The 15,445-nt window shown below is 69.5% G+C and carries 14 protein-coding genes; 8 read left to right on the top strand and 6 right to left on the bottom strand.

The annotated features are described in order from the left end of the window. Positions 1-16 precede the first annotated feature (16 nt). From glpK to NE857_RS27405, 4 genes are all read right to left on the bottom strand, one after another. Positions 17-1,516 carry a glycerol kinase GlpK gene (gene glpK / locus NE857_RS27420; RefSeq protein WP_254418263.1) on the bottom strand — a complete coding sequence of 500 codons (1,500 nt, stop codon included), beginning with the start codon at positions 1,514-1,516 and terminating at the stop codon, positions 17-19. Between the two features lie 352 nt (positions 1,517-1,868). Next, on the bottom strand, positions 1,869-2,657 hold the full coding sequence (locus tag NE857_RS27415) for an IclR family transcriptional regulator (protein WP_254418262.1): 789 nt from the start codon (positions 2,655-2,657) through the stop codon (positions 1,869-1,871). 159 nt (positions 2,658-2,816) lie between these two features. Further along, complete coding sequence (locus NE857_RS27410) at positions 2,817-3,821, bottom strand: threonine aldolase family protein (protein ID WP_254418261.1); 1,005 nt, start codon at positions 3,819-3,821, stop codon at positions 2,817-2,819. An 88-nt stretch (positions 3,822-3,909) separates the two neighbouring features. Further along, entirely contained in the window at positions 3,910-4,542 is a 633-nt protein-coding gene (locus NE857_RS27405; protein WP_254418260.1) for a DJ-1/PfpI family protein, read from the bottom strand. A 341-nt stretch (positions 4,543-4,883) separates the two neighbouring features. Between NE857_RS27405 and NE857_RS27400 the strand changes: the two genes are divergently transcribed. Next, positions 4,884-6,260, top strand: a complete 1,377-nt coding sequence (locus NE857_RS27400; RefSeq protein WP_254422115.1) for a GntP family permease — start codon at positions 4,884-4,886, stop codon at positions 6,258-6,260. 67 nt (positions 6,261-6,327) lie between these two features. Here the strand turns inward: NE857_RS27400 and NE857_RS27395 are convergent, their stop codons facing one another. Beyond that, positions 6,328-7,041 (bottom strand): FadR/GntR family transcriptional regulator, encoded by a 714-nt coding sequence (locus NE857_RS27395; RefSeq protein WP_254418259.1) that lies wholly within the window; start codon positions 7,039-7,041, stop codon positions 6,328-6,330. A 141-nt stretch (positions 7,042-7,182) separates the two neighbouring features. Between NE857_RS27395 and NE857_RS27390 the strand changes: the two genes are divergently transcribed. Together NE857_RS27390 and NE857_RS27385 are read left to right on the top strand one after the other, a co-directional pair. Then, positions 7,183-7,698, top strand: a complete 516-nt coding sequence (locus NE857_RS27390; RefSeq protein WP_254418258.1) for a gluconokinase — start codon at positions 7,183-7,185, stop codon at positions 7,696-7,698. Between the two features lie 259 nt (positions 7,699-7,957). Then, complete coding sequence (locus tag NE857_RS27385; RefSeq protein WP_254418257.1) at positions 7,958-8,353, top strand: hypothetical protein; 396 nt, start codon at positions 7,958-7,960, stop codon at positions 8,351-8,353. Positions 8,354-8,446: 93 nt separating this feature from the next. Here the strand turns inward: NE857_RS27385 and NE857_RS27380 are convergent, their stop codons facing one another. Then, a complete protein-coding gene (locus NE857_RS27380; protein ID WP_017581842.1) occupies positions 8,447-8,851 on the bottom strand; it encodes a hypothetical protein in 405 nt (134 codons plus the stop codon). 357 nt (positions 8,852-9,208) lie between these two features. Here NE857_RS27380 and NE857_RS27375 point away from each other — a divergent pair, with 357 nt between their 5' ends. The 5 genes from NE857_RS27375 to NE857_RS27355 all read left to right on the top strand — a co-directional run bounded on the left by NE857_RS27375 (position 9,209) and on the right by NE857_RS27355 (position 15,406). Continuing rightward, on the top strand, positions 9,209-10,876 hold the full coding sequence (locus NE857_RS27375) for an ABC transporter substrate-binding protein (RefSeq protein ID WP_254418256.1): 1,668 nt from the start codon (positions 9,209-9,211) through the stop codon (positions 10,874-10,876). A 261-nt stretch (positions 10,877-11,137) separates the two neighbouring features. Then, positions 11,138-12,142, top strand: coding sequence for an ABC transporter permease (locus NE857_RS27370; protein WP_017581840.1), 1,005 nt, complete (start codon positions 11,138-11,140; stop codon positions 12,140-12,142). Then, complete coding sequence (locus tag NE857_RS27365; protein ID WP_254418255.1) at positions 12,142-13,188, top strand: ABC transporter permease; 1,047 nt, start codon at positions 12,142-12,144, stop codon at positions 13,186-13,188. The genes NE857_RS27370 and NE857_RS27365 overlap by 1 nt, the downstream gene beginning before the upstream one ends. 2 nt (positions 13,189-13,190) lie before the next feature. Continuing rightward, positions 13,191-14,300 (top strand): ABC transporter ATP-binding protein, encoded by a 1,110-nt coding sequence (locus tag NE857_RS27360; RefSeq protein WP_254418254.1) that lies wholly within the window; start codon positions 13,191-13,193, stop codon positions 14,298-14,300. Continuing rightward, a complete protein-coding gene (locus tag NE857_RS27355) occupies positions 14,297-15,406 on the top strand; it encodes an ABC transporter ATP-binding protein (protein WP_254418253.1) in 1,110 nt (369 codons plus the stop codon). Before NE857_RS27360 ends, NE857_RS27355 begins: the two co-directional genes overlap by 4 nt. Positions 15,407-15,445 lie beyond the last annotated feature (39 nt).

Here is a 15,445-nt window from a genome sequence, read left to right as displayed (position 1 = left end):
GGGCGCGGTCGTCTCGTTACTTGTTGTCCTCGTGCTCCACCCAGGAGCGGGTGCGCTGCACGGCCTTGTTCCAGTTGTGGTACTCGCGCTCGCGGACATCGGAGGCCATCTTCGGGTTCCACTCGGCGGCCTTGTGCCAGTTGGCGCGCAGGGTCTCGATGTCGGGCCAGTAGCCCACCGCGAGCCCCGCCGCGTAGGCCGCGCCCAGGCACGTGGTCTCGGCGACCATCGGCCGCACGACCTCGGCGTCGAGCACGTCGGACAGGATCTGCATGAGCAGGTTGTCCGCGGTCATGCCGCCGTCCACCTTCAGGGTGGTCAGGTCGATCTGGGAGTCGGCGTTCATGGCGTCGACGACCTCGCGGGTCTGCCAGGCCGAGGCCTCCAGGACGGCGCGGGCGATGTGGCCCTTGTTGACGTAGCCGGTCAGACCGGCGATCACGCCGCGGGCGTCGCTGTCCCAGTGCGGGGCGAACAGGCCGGAGAAGGCCGGGACGATGTAGCAGCCGCCGTTGTCGTCCACGGTGCGCGCGAGCGTCTCGATCTCGGGCGCGGTGGAGATCAGGCCCAGGTTGTCGCGCAGCCACTGGACCAGGGAGCCGGTGACCGCGATGGAGCCTTCGAGGGCGTACACGGCGGGGGCGTCGCCGATCTTGTAGCCCAGCGTGGTGAGCAGTCCGTTGTTGGAGGTCACGGGCTCGGTGCCGGTGTTCATCACCAGGAAGGTGCCGGTGCCGTAGGTGCCCTTGACATCGCCCGGGTCGAAGCACGTCTGGCCGAACAGGGCGGCGTGCTGGTCGCCCAGGGAGGCGGCCACGGGGGTGCCCGCCAGGTAGCCGGTGGACTCGCCGTAGACCTCGGAGGAGGAGCGGATCTCCGGCAGCAGGCTGGCCGGGATCTGCATGGCCTCCAGGATCTCGGTGTCCCAGTCCAGGGTGGCCAGGTTCATCAGCATGGTGCGGCTGGCGTTGGTCACGTCCGTGACGTGGCGGCCGGTCAGCTTCCAGATGAGCCAGGTGTCCATGGTGCCGAACAGCAGCTCGCCGCGCTCGGCGCGCTCGCGGACGCCCTCGACGTTGTCGAGCAGCCAGCGGATCTTGGGACCGGAGAAGTAGGTGGCCAGGGGCAGGCCGCACTTGGGCCGGAACCTGTCCTGCCCCTCCTGGGTGCCGAGCTCGCGGACGATGTCGTCGGTGCGGGTGTCCTGCCAGACGATGGCGTTGTAGACCGGCTCGCCGGTCTCCTTGTCCCAGAGCAGGGTGGTCTCGCGCTGGTTGGTGATGCCGATGGCGGCGATCTGGTCCGGCGTGATGTCGCTCTTCTGCAGGGACTCCTGGACCACGGCCTCGACGTTGGTCCAGATCTCCAGGGCGTCGTGCTCAACCCACCCCGGCTTCGGGAAGATCTGACGGTGCTCTCGTTGGTCGACCGAGACGATGCGTCCGTCCTGGTCGAAGAGGATGCAGCGGCTCGACGTGGTGCCCTGGTCGATCGCGGCGACGTACTGCTGACTCATCGGTGCTCGCCTTCAAGGTGGACGGGTGCGGAACGGGGTGGGAAACGGTGTGATCGGCGATAGTCACCGAACGACGTACGACATTGACGTATGATTAGGCGATAGTTTCAACCGTCTTTCCTTCCCATGTCAAGGCCGTGTGACGCAATCGTGTTGCGTGGGTCACCAGCTTGGGGCGGTCACTGTCCCAGGACGGGCCCGGACACGGAAAGCACCACTCCGCTGATGGCAGCGAAGTGGTACGAAGTGGACGCCGCCTTGGGGAAGGGGCAGGGATCTGTGACGGTATGTGAGTGCCGGACGGGGTCCGCGGGGTTGTCGGCGGTGACCCCGGATCGGCTTCGGCAGGGCCCTAGTAGGGCGTGACGCCCAGCTCCCGGGAGATCGCGCGGGCGGCGTCCCGGACGTAGGAAACCTGTTCCATGTCGGGCTTTCCGTCCTCGCCGCGCAGGCGCTCGACGGCGCCGCGCACTCCGATGGCGCCGACGGTGACGTTGCGCCGGTCGCGGATGGGGGCGGCGATGGACACCTCGCCCTCGACCAGCTCCTCCGCTTCCCAGCCCCAGCCGCTGTCGCGGATCTCGGTCAGCTGGCCCTCCAGTGCCGCCATGGACGTGACGGTGTGCCGCGTGAAGGCGGTGAGCTCCACCGGGGAGTCGGTCTCCACCGAGGCGACCTCCTCGGGGACGGCCAGCGGGTCGAAGGCCATCAGGGCCTTGCCCAGGGCGGTCGCGTGCAGCGGCAGCAGGGTGCCCACGTCCAGGGTCTGCCGGCTGGAGTCCGGGCGGAAGACGTGGTGTACCACCAGGACCTGGTGCTTGTGCAGGGTGCCGATGCGCACGCTCTCCCCGCTGCGTGAGGCGAGGGTGTCCGCCCAGTTCAGCGCACGGGTGCGCAGCTCGTTGCCGTCCAGGTAACGGGTGCCCAGGCTGAGCATTCCGCCGCCCAGGCGGTACCGGCCCGACTCGGGGTCCTGCTCCACGAAACCGACGTGCTGGAGCGTGCGCAGGATGCCCAGGGCTGTCCCCTTGGGCAGCTCCAGGGAGCGGGAGACCTCCGCCAGGCTCAGTCCGCGGGCGCCACTGGCCAGGAGCCGGAGGATCGCGGCGGCGCGTTCGATGGACTGGATTCTTCCCGGCATTGCGGTGCTACCACTCTCTAGTACGACAATGTCATACGCCAGATGCTACTACGCGATGTGATGCGCAACACCTGCCGGTGCCCCTTCGTTGCGCGAGATCGGCCAAGTGTACCGACGGGCACCCGCGCTGACCTGCGGTCGGGCGAGGTCATGGGCGGCTCAGAGTTCGGCCGCGGCCCGGGTGATCGCCTTCGCGGCGTCCTCGACGTCGCTGTCGGTGATCTCCAGGCGCAACACCAACCGGACCCGGGAACCGCCGCCGAGTGCCCGCACGCCCTGGGCGGCGAAGGCCTCCAGGTACTCCGCGGCCCGTCCCTCAGGGGTCCGGATCAGCACCATGTTGGTCTGCGCCCGCACGGACAGCCCCGGCAGGTCCTCCAGCAGTCCGGCCAACCGGGCCGCGCGCTCGTGGTCCTCCACGACCCGCTCCCGGTGGTGGCGCAGCGCGTGCAGGGCGCCCGCCGCGATGATCCCCGCCTGGCGCATGCCCGCGCCCAGCAGCTTGCGGCCGCGCCGGGCCCGCCGGATCGTGTCGGTGTCACCGGCCAGCGCCGAACCCACCGGCGCGCCCAGGCCCTTGGAGAAGCAGACCGACACCGTGTCGAAGCCCGCGGCCACCGCGGCGGGGGAGACCTCCAGGTGGGTGGCGGCGTTCCACAGCCGGGCGCCGTCCAGGTGGGCCCTCAACCCGTGCGTGTGCGCGAAGTCCGTCACCCGCCGCTGCTCGGTCAGCGGGACCACCCGGCCGCTGAAGGTGTTCTCCAGCCACAACAGGGCCGGGTCGGCGCGGTGGACGTCGCCGAGCCCCGAGATCCAGGTGTCCAGAAGCTCCTGAGCGGGGAAGGGGTCGCCCGAGTACAGCCGCGGCAGTACCCGGGAGAGCACCACCGCGGCGCCCTGCTCGTCGCCGATGAGGTGGTGGTTCTCGTGCGCCCACACCTCCTCGCCGCTGTGCGCGGACACGTACAGCCCGAGCTGGTTGGCCATGTGCCCGGAGGGGACGTAGAGCGCGGCCTCGTGCCCGAGCAGGGCCGCGGTCTCCTCCTCCAGGGCCCGCACGGTCGGGTCCTCGCCGAACACGTCGTCGCCGACCTCGGCTTCGGCCATGGCCCGGCGCATGTCGGGCGTGGGACGGGTCAGGGTGTCCGAGCGCAGGTCGATCAAGGCTTCTCCTCGATGGGGAACGTTGCCATGACGATACTCGGCGGGGCTCGGACCGCCTCCGGTCAGGCCTCCCTCCCCGGCCCCTCCCTCAGCTCTCCTCCATGAGGATCAGGTAGGCGTCCTCGTCGTGCAGGGCGTGCAGCCGGTACCAGGCCCGCAGGGCGCGCGGGCTGAGGACGTCGAGCTTGGCCAGGATCTCCCGGGCGAACTCGACCGGCGCGGTGGCCCCGGCCGTGATGAGGTCGTCGTCGGTGACCGCCGGCTCTGGCCGGTACCGGTGCCCGCCCGCGTACCCGGTGCCCAGGAGGTAGTCCGGCGCGGAGCTGGTGTGGTCCCGGTGGTCGAGCAGTCCCTCCCTGGCCAGCCCGGCGGTGGCCCCGCAGATCGCGGCCACCGGCACCCCGGCGTCGAGGAAGATGCCCGCCGCCGAGGCCAGCGGCGCCATCGTCTCGGGCGCCGAGTCCCAGCCGGGGGAGCCGGGCAGGACGAGCATCGCGCTGGCCGAGGGCTTGAGCTGGGGCAGCGTGAGGTCGGGCAGGACCGTCACCCCGCCCATCGTGGTCACCGGCGTACCGGACAGCCCCACGGTGACCACCCCGAGGCTCCCCGCCCCGTGCGGCCCCAGCCCAGATCTCACCTGCGCGATCGCATGCCCGTACTGCCAGTCGGCCATTCCGTCGTAGACGGCGAGGTGGAGGGAGGGGGCGGGATCAGCGCTCATGGCATGAGGTTGGGGTCTCGGCTGGCGGGGTGTCAATTTTCGGCCACCGGCTTCTGCGCAGCGGCCCCGTCAGCCTTCGGTTTTATTCATGAGTGCCGTGAAAATACCGGCCTGTCCGGCCAGATGGCGTCTTGCCCGGATGGTTGACCGGCGGGCGGCGGCCGGAGGCGCTCCGGCGGATTTCAGGCCTGTGACCTGGGTCTCTCTCACAAAATCGAAACCTCGTGTTCACACGGGCTCACAAATGGTATTACCATTCACTCAGCTTGGCTCAAGAGCAGGTCAAGGGCGTGTTCAGCCACGGCCAAGCACCACCGTCCCGTCCACTGGAAGGCTCCGTCGTGGAGAACTTCGAACCCGTCTACGGCACGGGTCCCCTCCTCGGGATCGCGGCGGGTGCCATCGCGCTCCTGCTGTTCCTGATCATCCGCTTCAAGTTGCACGCGTTCATCGCACTGGTCCTGGTCAGCGTGCTCACCGCGCTGGCCGCCGGGATTCCGGTGGACGGGGTCGTGCCCACCCTGCTGGACGGCTTCGGCGGCACCCTCGCCAACGTCGCGCTGCTGGTGGGCCTGGGCGTGATGATCGGCCGGATGCTGGAGGTCACCGGCGGTGCCGCCGTCCTGGCCGGTGCGCTGATCAAGCTGTTCGGTGAGAAGCGCGCCCCGCTGGCCCTCGGCGTGGCCTCACTGCTCTTCGGCTTCCCGATCTTCTTCGACGTCGGCCTCGTCGTGATGCTGCCGATCGTCTTCAGCGTCGCCCGCCGCGTGGGCGGTTCCGTGCTCACGTACGCGCTGCCCACCGCCGGTGCCTTCGCGGTCATGCACGCCTTCGTGCCGCCGCACCCCGGACCGGTCACCGCCGCCGTGGAGATCGGCGCGGACATGGGGCTGACCCTGCTGGTCGGCGCGGTCCTGGCCATCCCCACCTGGTACCTGGCCAGCTACCTCTACGGCCTGTGGGCGGGCAAGCGCTTCGAGCTCCCCGTCCCGGACGACATCATGGGCAACGGCGACGTCAAGCACGAGAACCCGCCGCACCTGCTCACCGTGCTCAGCATCCTGCTCCTGCCGATGCTGCTCATCTTCGCCAACACCGGAACCGGTACCCTCACCGCGACCGGAACCGTTTCCGAGGACCTGGTCTGGGTCCAGTCCCTCCAGCTCGTCGGCGCCACCCCCATCGCGCTGCTCATCACCGTGCTCTACGCGATGGTCGTGCTCAGCAACGGCCGCTTCACCCGCCAGCGGGTCGAGGAGATCGTCGGCGGCGCGCTCGGCCCCGTCTGCGGCATCATCCTGATCACCGGCGCGGGCGGTATGTTCGGCGGCGTCCTGCGGGCCAGCGGTATCGGTGACGCCCTCGCCGGGAGCCTGGAGGGCACGGGCATGCCGGTCATCGTCGCGGCGTTCATCATCGCGCTGGCCCTGCGCGTGGCCCAGGGGTCGGCCACGGTCGCCATCACCACCGCGGCGGGCCTGATCGCCCCGGCGGTGCAGGCCACCTCCGGGCTCAGCTCCATCGACCTCGCGCTGATCGTGATCGCGATCGCCTCCGGCGCCACCGCGCTCTCGCACGTCAACGACTCCGGGTTCTGGCTGGTCGGCCGTTTCCTGGGGATGGACGTCAAGACCACGCTGAAGACCTGGACGGTCATGGAGACCCTCATCGGCTTCATCGGCTTCGGGTTCGCCTTCGGCCTCTACCTGGTCCTGTAGGGCACGCCTTCTGGTCCTGTAGGGCACGCGTTCGGCCGGGCCGGTGGGCGGGCCGCCGGTAGCCGGGTCAGCGGACGGGCTCCGTACCGTCCTCGCGGAGCGCGTCCGCGACCTCGGTGACGATGGACCGCATCGCCGCCTCCGCCACGTCGGGCAGACCGTCCCGGATGGCCTGCGCCACCGCCGTGTGCAGGCGTAGCGCCTCCGGGCGGGGGTTGTGCGGCATCAGGTCGTAGGAGGTGCGGCCGACCAGCACCTCGGTGACCACCTCGGCCAGGCCGGACAGCATCTCGTTGCCCGACAGCTCCAGGATGCGGCGGTGGAAGGTGATGTCGAGTTCCATGAAGGTGGTGAGCTCCCCGGCCTGGCCGGTCAGGGTCATCTGCTCGGCCACCACCACCAGCTGGGCCCGCTCGTCGTCGGGGCCGCGCTCGGCCGCCAGAGCGGCGGCGCCCGGCTCCACGGCGGCGCGGAGCTCGTTGAGGGAGCGCAGCTGGTCCATCCGGCCCGAACCGGCCAGGCGCCAGCGGATGAGCTGGGGGTCGAACACGCTCCAGTCCCGCTGGGGCCGGACCCGGATCCCGGTCCTGGGACGGCTCACGACCAGCCGCATCGACTCCAGGACGCGCACCGCCTCGCGGGCGACCGTCCGGGACACGCCGAAGTCCTGCTCCAGGCCCTGGAGCGTGAAGGCGTGGCCGGGGGTGTAGTCCCCGGCGGCGATCGCCGGGCCGAGTACCGCCAGCACCCGGTTGTGCAGCGTTCGGTGCTCGGTGGCCATCTCGTCCCTCGCAGCTTCCAGGATTCCTCGCATGACGACCGGAACCGGTCGCGGGTCAGGCTGAAGCCTAGCCCGATTGATTGATACCACTATTGGTGGCGGCGTCGCGGTCGGGCGGCGGGCCAAGATATCGGAGAGACCATGCACTTTGTCTTCATGGGCGTATCTGGCAGCGGTAAGACCAGTGTCGCCGAGCGCATCGCTGACCGGTTGGAGCTCCCCTTCGCGGAGGCCGACGCCTTCCATCCCGAGGCCAACATCACGAAGATGTCGGCCGGGGTGCCGCTGACCGACGGGGACCGCTGGCCCTGGCTGCGCGAACTGGCCGACTGGATCGGCGCCCACGAGGCGCTGGGGGAGCCGACGGTGATGGCCTGCTCGGCGCTCAAGCGCACCTACCGGGACGTGCTGCGCTCCGGGGCCCCCGACGTGCACTTCCTGCACATGCACGGGCCCTCGGAGGTGATCTGGGGGCGGATCGCCGCCCGTGAGGACCACTTCATGCCGCCCGCGCTCCTGCGGTCGCAGCTGGAGACCCTCCAGCGGCTCGACCCGGACGAGGCGGGGCTGGAGCTCGACGTGCGCGGCGACCTGGACGCGCTCAACGCCGAGGCGCTGGCGTACGTGTCCGGGCAGCTGCGCTCCGCCCAGACCTGAGCGGTACAGGCCTGAGCGGTCCAGGCCTGAGCGGTCCAGGCCTGAGCCGCTCAGCCCTGATTCGGGGTTTTCGTGGCTTTTGGTGATGGTTTGGCAACCGTGTGTGCGGGGATGTGGGCTCCACTTGTGTAGTGCGCCCGGGCACGCGACCCTGTTCGTCATGCAAGACTCCCAAACGTCCCCTATATCCTCCGTCGTCCGGCCCTTCAGTGTGGTCCCGCCCCCTCGGCAGAGCCTTCTCGCCGCGCGCCGTGCGGGCGTGCGGCCCCCGCAGGACGTTCGGCAGACCTGTGTACTGATGTTCGTCACCGCCGTCGCGTACGTCGGGCTGGGCTACCAGACCTGGACGATGCTGGAGGCGGGCGCGCCCGGTCCGGTCGTGACCGACCTGTGGATCCTGCTGGTCGTGTCCGGGCTGACCGCCTTCGGGATGGCCGTGCTGGCGCTGCCCGTGCGGCGCGCCGGTCACGTGCTGTGGCGCTCGGCCCAGTTCGGGGCGCTGGTCGCCCTCGGTGCGGCCGTGTCCGCGCTGCACATGTCGGCCAGGCTGGCGGACACACAGATGCTGCTGGTCGGGCTGCTCGTGTCGTTCTTCGCCATCATCGTCAACATCGCGCTGTGGAGCACCAACGTGCGCCGCTGGTGCGAACTGTAGGCCTTCCGGGGTCGGTCACCGAGGGCCCGGCGGCGCTGAGGAACTCCTCGGTGCCACCGGGCCCTTTCGTCTCTCAAGCCTCAGGGGCGCCGGTCAGTCCTCCTCCTCGCCGTCGGCCAGGACGTGCAGGCGGGCCAGGTGCTCGCTGTCGTCCTCGCCGTGGCGGACCGTGTAGACCTCGCGCGCCTCGTCGGCGATGTCGCCGACCTCGTCCTCGAAGCCGTAGTCGAGGAGGTCGTCCAGCAGGTCGAGCGCGCGGTGCAGCGGATCCCCGTCGTCGGGGTCCTCGGCTGCCTCCTGCGGTGAGTGGCCCGTGACCCGGGCCAGCACGGCGCCTCGGGCCTCCTCCACCGCGCTCTCCGCTCCGGCCGCGGCGCTCAGTCGGATGCGGGTGATGGGGTCCTCGTCGGCGATGAGCATCAGCTGCTCGGCCAGCCAGGTGCTGTCCTGGCCTTCGAGGAACGCGGTGAGGTCCGCGTCGTCAAGGGGAGTGTCCATCCGCAGATCATAGGACGAACGGGACCCGGCCGGCGCCCGGGCCCCGTTTTCCGGGGGGAAACAGAAAGCGGACATTATGCCCAATAAGTTAATTCATCCCATGATCTGATGACGCGCTGTGGGATTGTGCTCGTGTGAATACCCAATGTCACCGGGGTGGGGCGTGGGTGACTCAGGGGAAGGTGGTGCTCAGTTAAACACATGCGGACCAAAAACACGCCTATGGATCACGGCACAGATCTGAAACGGTTGTATTAATACCCAGCCGTCTATCTTCCCAGGCGGTCCCGGGCCGGTTTAGGGTCCGAGCATCGTTCAGGGCCTCAAACCCCCCGTCCCCCATCACCGAGGTGGACCATGTTCACGAAGTCTTCCCGAAAGCCGCTCGGCCTCGTGGCCGTAGCGGCGTCGCTCACTCTGGTGGCGACAGCCTGTGCGGAGAGCGACCGAGGCGGCGCAGGCGGCGGCGACGAGCAGCCGTTCGTCTTCGCCTCGGCCGGTGACATCGCATCGCTCGACCCCTTCCTCGCGACTGACGGAGAGACCTTCCGTTACAGCCGCCAGGTTTTCGAAACCCTTCTGGAGCACGAATCCGGCGGTTCCGAAATCGTCGGCGGACTGGCCGAGACCTGGGACCAGTCCGAGGACGGTACCGTCTGGACCTTCGGCCTCCGCGACGGCGTGGAGTTCCACGACGGCGACGAACTGAACGCCGAAGCGGTCTGCGCCAATTTCGACCGCTGGTTCAATCTGACCGGCGCCTACCAGAGCTCCAACAACTCCTATTACTGGCAGAAGATCTTCGGCGGATTCGCGGAGAACGACGAGGACCACGCCCCGCCGGAGCCGCGTTTCGTCTCCTGTGACGCCGAGGACGAACTCACCGTCGTCATCGAGGTCAGCGAGTACTCCTCCCTCTACCCGGGCGGTTTCAGCCTCGCGGCCTTCGGCATCATGAGCCCCAGCAGCCTGGAGGCCATGGAGGGCCAGGAGATCGGCGGCGAGGAGGGCAACCCCACCCTGCCCGAGTACAGCCAGGTCCCCGGGACGGTCGCCGGTACCGGTCCGTTCACGGTGGAGGAGTGGAACCAGGACCAGAGCGAGATCACCTTCAACCGCTTCGACGGTTACTGGGGAGACCCGGCGGGCTTCGAGACGATGATCATCCGGGCCATCCCGGACGAGAACGCCCGCCGCCAGGCCCTGGAGGCCAACGACATCCACGGGTACGACCTGGTCGCCCCCGCCGACGTCGCCCCGCTCCAGGACGCGGGCTTCGAGGTGCCCACCCGCGACGTGTTCAACGTCCTCTACCTGGCCTACCAGCAGGACCACGAGGCCCTGGCCGACCTGGAGGTCCGTGAGGCCCTCGCACACGCGGTCAACCGCCAGCGCATCGTGGACACCATCCTGCCCGAGGGTGGCGAGGTCGCCACGCAGTTCCACCCGGACACCCTCGACGGCTGGTCCCCCAACGTGCGCGAGTTCGAGTACGACTCCGAGCTCGCCCAGGAGAAGCTCGCCGACGCGGGTTACGAGGACCTCGAGATCGAGTTCTGCTACCCGACCGAGGTGACCCGCCCGTACATGCCCGCCCCCAAGGACATCTTCGACGTCATCACCGAGGACCTCCAGGAAGCCGGCGTGACCGTCGAGGCCACCAGCTACGAGTGGGCCGAGTACATCAACCAGACCGACAGCGGCAACTGCCCGCTCTACCTGCTCGGCTGGACCGGTGACTACAACGACGCCTACAACTTCATCGGCACCTGGTTCGCCGGACCGAGCAGCGCCTGGGGCGTGGACGACGAGGAGCTCTTCGACAAGATGGCCGAGGTGAGCGGCAACCCCGACGAGGAGGAGCGCGTCGCCGGTTACCAGGAGCTCAACGAGATGGTGATGGACATCCTGCCCGGACTGCCCATCTCCAGCTCCCCGCCCTCCATCGCGTTCTCCGGGGACGTCAACCCGCCGAACGTCAGCCCGCTCACCCAGGAGAACTTCGCCGAGGCCTCCTGGAAGTAGGGCAGCAGGCAGAGCCTCCTCTCCCTGACCCGAGAGCTGTGTTCACCGGGCCCGGCCGGTCCTGACCGGTCGGGCCCTCGCACGGCGGGCCCCCTATGACGGCCCCGCACGGTCTCTCCCCTGCCCACGGCGGCCCCGTCCCCCCACGGAACCCGGCCGCGCCCCTCGGGGAACCCCCGAAGGACCATCCGTTCATCCCGCCACACCCCGGCGGGGACGCTTCGCGTCCATCGTTCCCACCACTGGCGAAAGGCGGCGAAGGTGCTGCGATTCATCGTCAGGCGACTCCTACAGCTGATCCCGACACTCGGCGGCCTGTCGATCCTGCTGTTCGTCTGGCTCCAAAGACTTCCGGGCGGACCGGAGTACGCCCTCCTCCCCGACGACGCGACCGCGGAGCAACGCGCTGCTCTGCGCCGCTCGCTCGGCCTGGACGAACCCCTCGCGGTTCAGTACCTGTCCTTCCTCGGCAGGATCGTCCAGGGGGACCTGGGAACCTCACTCCAGACCAGCCGACCGGTCCTGGACGAGTTCTTCCTCCGTTTCCCGGCCACGTTCGAACTGGCCGTGACCGCGATGCTCATCGCCGTCACCGTCGGTCTGCCCCTGGGCTACCTGGCGGCGCGCAAACGCGGCACCGTGCTGGACTTCGCCGCGGTCGGCGGCTCCCTCCTGGGCATCTGCACCCCCGTCTTCTTCCTCGCGTTCATCCTCAAGGTGATCTTCGCTGAGAACCTCGGGTGGTTCCCGTCGGCCTTCCGGCTCTCCCCGGGGCTGAGCCGTACCGACATCACCGGGTTCGTCGTCCTGGACGGCCTCATGACCCGCGAGTGGGACGTGGTCGCCGACGCCCTCGCGCACCTGGTGCTGCCGGGGCTGGCACTGGCCTCCATCCCGTTGGCCGTCATCACTCGCATGACCCGCGCCAGCGTCCTGGAGGTCATGGGCGAGGACTACGTCCGCACCGCCAACGCCAAGGGCCTGCACCGCACCACGGTGCGCACCCGCCACGTGCTGCGCAACGCCCTGCTGCCGGTGGTCACGGCCGTCGGTCTGCTCGCGGGCAGCCTCTTCGCCGGGGCTGTCCTCACCGAGAGCGTCTTCGCCTTCCCCGGCATCGGCTCCTTCGTCTACGCGGCCACCCAGACCCGTGACTACCCGGTGCTCACCGGGTTCATCCTGCTCATCGCCACCATGTACGTGTTCATCAACCTCCTGGTCGACATCTCGTACAGCCTCCTCGACCCGAGAGTGCGGGCCCAGTGATGCCTACGACACCGAGTTCGAACCCGTCCGAGGTTCCGGGCGCGACCGGGGTTCCGGGCGTGACCGGGGCCGAAGAGAAGATCCCGTTCCACAAGCGCAAGGCCGCCAAGGTCGACCGCCTCGCCGAGCTCATGGGCGACCGCGGCGACGACGGCCACGGCTCCGGGATCTGGCGCGAGGCCTTCCAACGGATGCGCCGCAGCCCCATGGCGATCACCGGCGCGGTCATCGTCGCGCTGTTCGTCGTCATCGCGCTGTTCTCACCGCTCATCGCCCCCTACAGCCCCACCTCCCAGGCCTGGGGCAACGAGGTCTTCCCCAACCGCAACGAGTTCGTCGGCCCGCGTGCCGGGAACTGGCTCGGCCTGGACCACCTGGGCCGGGACATGTTCTCCCGGATGGTGATCGGCGCCCGCCAGACCCTGCTGGTCGGTGTGGTCGCCACCCTCGTCGGCTTCTTCTTCGGCGCGATCCTCGGCGGCCTCGCCGGGGCCTGCTCGGTGCTGGGCGGACGCTGGGGGCGCCAGGTCGACAACGTCGTCATGCGTGTCATCGACATGATGCTGGCCATGCCGACCCTGCTGCTCGCCGTCACCGTCGCCGCCCTGGTCGGCCCCAGCCTCACCACGGTCATGATCGCGGTCGGTATCGCCCAGATCCCGATCTTCGCCCGTCTGCTGCGCGGCGCGATGATCTCCCAGGGCAACCGCGAGTACGTGCTGGCCGCCCAGGCGCTGGGCGTGCGCAAGCGCAAGATCGCCCTCACCCACATCCTGCCCAACTCCATGGGTCCGGTGATCGTGCAGTCCACGCTCACCCTGGCGACCGCCATCATCGACGCGGCCGCACTGTCCTACCTGGGCCTGGGCAACCCGGACGCGAACTTCCCCGAGTGGGGAACGATGCTCTCCGAAGCCCAGAGGTTCCTGTCCAGCGCACCGTCCCTGGCCGTCTACCCGGCCCTGGGCATCATCATCACCGCACTCGGCTTCACCCTGCTGGGTGAGTCGCTGCGTGAGGCGCTCGACCCGAAGTTGAGGAAGTGACCATGAGTTCCAGCACGCCGCTGTTGGCGGTGGACGAGCTGTCCGTGGCGTTCCACCGCAGAGGGCACGGGGAGACCCGCGCCGTCGACGGGGTCTCCTTCACCCTGGAGGAAGGAAAGGTCACCGGCCTGGTCGGTGAGTCCGGTTGCGGCAAGAGTGTCACCTCCCTGGCCCTCATGGGGTTGCTCCCGGACCGGGGCGTGAAGGTCGGCGGCAGCGCCGTCATGCGTCTGTCCGACCGGGGTGAGGAGGTCGTGGAGGCGGACCTGCTCCGCATCTCCAACCGCCGAATGCGCGACCTGCGCGGCTCCCAGCTGGCGATGATCTTCCAGGACCCGCTCAGCTCGCTCAACCCGGTGGTCCCCATCGGCGTCCAGGTCACCGAGATCCTCAAACGCCACCGTGGGATGCGCGGCACGCCCGCCCGCAAGGAGGCCGTCGACCTGCTCTACCGGGTGGGCATCCCCGATCCCGACCGCCGCCTGAACGAGTACCCCCACCAGTTGTCCGGCGGGATGCGCCAGCGCGCGCTCATCGCGATGGCGGTGGCCTGCAAGCCGCGGCTGATGATCGCCGACGAACCCACCACCGCACTGGACGTCACCATCCAGGCCCAGATCCTGGAGCTGCTCAAGGACCTGGTCACCGAGGAGGGCACGGCCCTGCTCATGATCACCCACGACCTCGGCGTGGTGGCCGGGCTCTGCGACGACATCAACGTCCTGTACGCGGGCCGGGCCGTGGAGACCGCCGAGCGCGGTCCCCTGTTCGCCGCCCCCACCCACCCGTACACGGTGGGCCTGCTCGGGTCCATCCCCAGGCTGGACGCACCGCGCGGCGAACCGCTCACCCCGGTGCGCGGTTCGGTCAACGACAACATCGCCTGGACGGACGGGTGCGCGTTCGCCCCCCGCTGCGACCACTACACGATGGAGTGCCTCCAGGGGCCGCCCCCGCTGGTCCAGGTGGCCAACGGTGCCGGAGAAGGCGACGACGCGGGCTCGGCACACGTCCACCGCTGTGTGAACCCCATCAGCCACGCCGTCGTGGTGGACCGGGCCGTACTGGAGAGCCCGGCCGTGGCGGGCGACGACGAGGAGGAGCGGGGATGAGCCTGCTGGAGATCAAGGACCTCAAGGTCCACTTCCCGATCAAACGCGGCGTGATCATCGACCGCACCGTCGGACACGTGCGCGCCGTGGACGGGGTCTCGCTCAGCATCGAGCCGGGCCAGACCTACGGCCTGGTCGGCGAGTCCGGCTGCGGCAAGACCACCCTGGGCCGCGCGGTCCTGCGGCTGAACCAGATCACCGAGGGCGAGGTGTGGTTCGACGGGCGCGACCTGGCCCGTCTCGACTCGGAGTCGATGCGCCGCGAGCGCGCCAAGCTCCAGATGGTCTTCCAGGACCCGCTGGGCAGCCTCAACCCGCGCCAGAACATCGGCTCCATCCTCCTGGAGGGCCTGCAGACCCACGGGATCGGCGGGCCGTCCGACGAGGAGGCCAGGGGCCTCAGCCGCAGCGAGCGCCGCCGCCTCACCACCGAGGACCAGCACCGCCGCGTGGTGGACGCCCTGGAGCGCGTGGGCCTGTCCGCCAAGGCCCTCCAGCGCTACCCGCACGAGTTCTCCGGAGGTCAGCGCCAGCGCATCGGCATCGCCCGTGCGCTGGTGCTGGAGCCCGACCTGATCATCTGCGACGAGCCGGTCTCGGCCCTGGACGTGTCCATCCAGGCACAGGTGCTCAACCTGCTGGAGGAGCTCCAGGGAGAACTGGGCCTGACCTACCTGGTCATCGCGCACGACCTCGCCGTGGTGCGGCACGTGAGCGACGTCGTGGGGGTGATGTACCTGGGCTCGATGGTCGAGGAGGCCGCCAGCGACGAGCTGTACGAGACCCCGGTGCACCCCTACACCCGGTCCCTGATGTCTGCCGTGCCGGTCCCGGACCCGACGGTGGAGGACACTCGCGAGCGCATCCTGCTCGCCGGTGACCTGCCCTCGCCCGCGAACCCGCCGACGGGCTGCCGCTTCCACACCCGGTGCCCGTGGCGCCAGGAGGAGCTCTGCGACACCGAGCGCCCGGAACTGCGCCCGCTGCACGGCGAGGAGGGGAGCGGAACCCACCGGGTGGCCTGCCACTACGCGGAACAGATCCTGTCCGGCGAGATTCAGCCCAGCGAGGAGCGCGCCGAACGCATCGTGCACGGTATGAGCTGATCCACGGCCCAACGCACGCGCGGGCGCCCCTGGGAGTCA

Origin of the sequence: Nocardiopsis exhalans (assembly GCF_024134545.1) — a bacterium.
GTDB lineage: Bacteria > Actinomycetota > Actinomycetes > Streptosporangiales > Streptosporangiaceae > Nocardiopsis > Nocardiopsis exhalans.
This window is presented reverse-complemented; position numbering and strand designations above follow the sequence as displayed.